Source organism: Mesorhizobium sp. M8A.F.Ca.ET.021.01.1.1, assembly GCF_003998025.1.
GTDB lineage: Bacteria > Pseudomonadota > Alphaproteobacteria > Rhizobiales > Rhizobiaceae > Mesorhizobium.
In genome coordinates, this window is the sequence record NZ_RZSJ01000638.1 from 1 (window position 1) to 3,401 (window position 3,401).

The 3,401-nt window shown below is 63.6% G+C and carries 4 protein-coding genes and 1 pseudogene; 3 read left to right on the forward strand and 2 right to left on the reverse strand.

From position 1 onward, the window contains the following. The 3 genes and pseudogenes from EOA36_RS38990 to EOA36_RS31265 all read left to right on the forward strand — a co-directional run. Window positions 1–105 (forward strand): annotated as a pseudogene (locus EOA36_RS38990) (IS110 family transposase); the annotation flags it as partial. 289 nt (window positions 106–394) lie between these two features. Then, on the forward strand, window positions 395–1,021 hold the full coding sequence (locus EOA36_RS31260; RefSeq protein WP_127280738.1) for a DUF1326 domain-containing protein: 627 nt from the start codon (window positions 395–397) through the stop codon (window positions 1,019–1,021). A gap of 33 nt (window positions 1,022–1,054) precedes the next feature. Beyond that, on the forward strand, window positions 1,055–1,843 hold the full coding sequence (locus EOA36_RS31265) for a DUF2182 domain-containing protein (RefSeq protein ID WP_127280739.1): 789 nt from the start codon (window positions 1,055–1,057) through the stop codon (window positions 1,841–1,843). Between the two features lie 35 nt (window positions 1,844–1,878). Here EOA36_RS31265 and holA read toward each other — a convergent pair whose 3' ends face one another. Next, the gene (holA, locus tag EOA36_RS31270; protein ID WP_127280740.1) at window positions 1,879–2,922 is read right to left on the reverse strand and encodes a DNA polymerase III subunit delta; all 1,044 of its coding nucleotides are present in this window, start codon (window positions 2,920–2,922) and stop codon (window positions 1,879–1,881) included. A gap of 229 nt (window positions 2,923–3,151) precedes the next feature. After that, on the reverse strand, window positions 3,152–3,401 hold a 250-nt coding region (locus EOA36_RS37845; RefSeq protein ID WP_210212435.1), incomplete at its 5' end, for a hypothetical protein.

Below are 3,401 nucleotides of genomic sequence, written 5' to 3' on the forward strand. Positions count from 1 at the left end.
GGAAAGCCCAAAATGCTCATCCGCATCGCACTCGCCAGAAAACTTCTCGTCATCCTCAACGCAAAAGCACGCGACGCGAGAAGCGAATTCGCAAATGCAACTTGACACCCCAGATAGTCGCTCTCCCACAGGGGGAGAAGGAATAGGGCGCCTGCCACTGCCCCAGCCTCGCGCTCTCCACGGCGATCCCCTGCAACGCCTCTCGCCAGCCCGGGTGCTCGCGGCTTGACAGTGCCGGGCGACGGTATAACCTAAATTAGAGATGGCTTGAATTATCTGCCCTAGCGTGCCGGTCAGCCGCGGCGAGGGCTGTTTGCCATTCCTACATGCTCGTGAATGGCACCGCCTCGCCAAAACGATATGCCGACGCGCCTGACGCAAACGGGAGGTGCAAATGGCAGTTCGTTGGCAATTGTCCGGAAGTTACTTCGAAAATTGTAGCTGCGATGTCGTGTGTCCTTGCCTGCTGTCCACCAACGCGCAGCTGACATCGAAGCCGACGAGAGGCGTTTGCGACGTTGGTTTGGTCTTTCACATCGATACCGGCAATTACGGCGACGTTCGATTGGATGGGCTGAGCGTCGCGATGGTTGCTCACACGCCGGGTCCGATGGCAAACGGCGACTGGACGGCCGCCGCCTATATCGACGAACGGGCCGATGACGGGCAAACAGAGGCGCTAGGTGCCATCTTCACTGGCGCGGCCGGCGGCCCCATGGCGGTGTTGGCACCCATGATCGGCACCAACCTCGGCGCCAAGAAGGTGCCGATAAACTACCGGATAGACGGCAACAAGCGGTCGGCGGAGATTGCGGGTATCATGCGGATGGCTGTCGAGCCACTGCCGACAATGCGCGAGGATGGGCAGATGTGGGCAGCCACCGGCCATCCAGTCAATCCCGACTGGCTCGCCATGGCGATGGGGGCGGAAGGCAGCACATTCAGCGACCATGGCATGAGCTGGGACAATTCCCGCCGAAACGGACATTACGCCCCGATCAACTGGTCTGGCCAGCAGTAGAAGCTGGCCGCATGGTACGGAACGTACTTGTCCATGGCGCCGACGTTCCAGCGATACATCATTCTCGCGCTGCTGATCTCCATCGCCGCGGCGGCGTGGATCCTGCTCGTCTGGCAGCAGATGGGCATGGACGCGGACATGCGCATGGAAATATACTCACTCACCATGGGCATGAGGGCGCCGCTGTTCCTTGCCGTCTGGATGATCATGATGATCGCCATGATGTTTCCGACGGCCGCGCCCATGATCCTGACCTTTCACACGGTCCAGGCCGGCAAACGGGGCCGCGGCGAGACCTTTGTCTCGAGCTGGGTGTTCGTGGCCGGGTACATGCTGGTTTGGGGCGTGATGGGCGTTATCGCCTTTGCCGGCGCGGCGGGTGCGGAGATGCTTGCCGGACATGTGGGATTGTCCACGGCGCTGGCCGCGCGCATCGGCGGCGCGCTGCTGATGGTTGCCGGCGCCTATCAACTCTCCCCGCTGAAGGATCTGTGTCTGGCCAAATGCCGCACGCCGATCGGCTTCATCCTGACCTCGTGGCGCGATGGTTACTGGGGCGCGGTTCGCATGGGCCTGGAGCACGGACTTTTCTGCCTGGGCTGCTGCTGGCTCTTGTTTCTCGCCCTCTTTCCTCTCGGGATCATGAACGTCGCCGCAATGGCCGTGGTCACCTTGCTGGTCCTTGCGGAAAAGACCCTTCCGTCAGGAGATCGGATCGCAAAGATGTCGGGTGTCGCTCTGCTCCTTTATGGCGCGGCGGTGCTGGTCTTTCCACAGGCGCTGCCAACCTTTCAGCCGGTGGGCGCCATGATCATGAATTAACCAGCACTCGGCACCGAAAAGGGGAGATCGCTCTGCTACCTTTGCGCTAGCCGCGCGCTTTCCACCGCGATCCCCAGCAGCGCCTGCCGAGCCAGCGCCACCGACAGGTCCGGCCGGCGCCGCGTCTGCAGCACGGCTGACTGCAGGCGGGTCAGCGCGCGGCCGAGCGCTTCGCTGTTCCAGCGCTCCAGCGTTTTCTCCACCAGCTTGCGCCTGGAGAAAAAGACCGGCGGCCGAGCGGCGGCGACGACGGAAGCGGCGTTGCGGCCGCCGGTCTCCATCTGGCCGCGCATGACCTGGATCTGCTGTAACTGCCGCATCGCCGAGGACAGCACCAGGAAAGGCGGGCCACCACCCTGGCAATGGCGGGTGAAGGCGGTGTCGAAGTCGCCGACCTTGCCTTCGAGCAGCGCGTCGACGGCGTCGTCGAAGGAGGCGCCGGACACGTCGCCGGACATGGCTCGCACCTCTTCCAGCCCGATTTCCTTCTGGCCGTGAGCGTAGAGGACGAGTTTTTCGATCTCGCCGCGCGAGGCCAGCCGGTCGCCGCCGAGATTGCGGCGCAGCGCTTGCCTCGCCTCCAGCGTCATCGACATGCCGGCCTTGCGCAGCTCGTCGTCGATGACGGTGTCGATGTCGCGGGCCTCATCGGCGTAGCAGGGCAAGGCCATGGCATTGTCGGCACCCTCGACCACGGCTCGCAGGCCGACGCCTTTCTTCAAGTCGCCCGCCTCGATCAGGATGATGGCGTCCCTCGCCGGCTCCGCCGTCAGCGCCTTGACGTCGTCGGCCAGCGCCTTCTGGCCGGTGGCGTTGCGCACCCAGAGCAGCCGCCGGTCGGAAAACATCGGTACGGTGCGGGCCTCGTCGAGCAGCCGGCCTTCGTCGCGGTCAACCTCCGAACCCTCGAGCCTGACCACCGAGAACGGATCGTCGAGCGGCAGGCCGGTCTTCCCGGCAAAGGCCTTCGCCCGCTCCGAGACAAGGCCGCGATCGGGGCCATAGAGCAGGACGATCGAGATGCGCGGATCAGGCCGCGCGAGCCAACCGTCGACCTCGAATGCTTTCTTCTGTGCCATGCAGGGTGGTTAGCATGATGCGGGGAGGGAGTGAACGGCGATCCGCACCGAGCGCTCTTTCCCTTCTCCCCTTGTGGGAGAAGGTGTCGCCGAAGGCGACGGATGAGGGGTGTTCCAGGGAACGCCAGCGTCTCACTCCGCGGGAACACCCCTCATCCGTCTCGGCGCTGGCGCGCCGATCCACCTTCTCCCACAAGGGGAGAAGGAAGGTCGCTTCTGGCCCCGCCTTCTAAAAATACCTCCTCTTGCGGCAACCTGCCCGCAACCATTCGCCAAATTGCGTGCCGCCGCTCAACATCGACAAGAAATTTCGCGGACATATCTTCATCTTGAGCGCGGGAGGCCGGATCGGCCGGCGTGGCCGGAACCGATAGCTGAAGAGCTTGCCGGGCGAATTCGCACTGGCCTGGAGGCACGGATGTGCAAATATCCGCACCCAGGCAACATTGGAGGATCTGAGGTCATGGCCGATGCTGGGA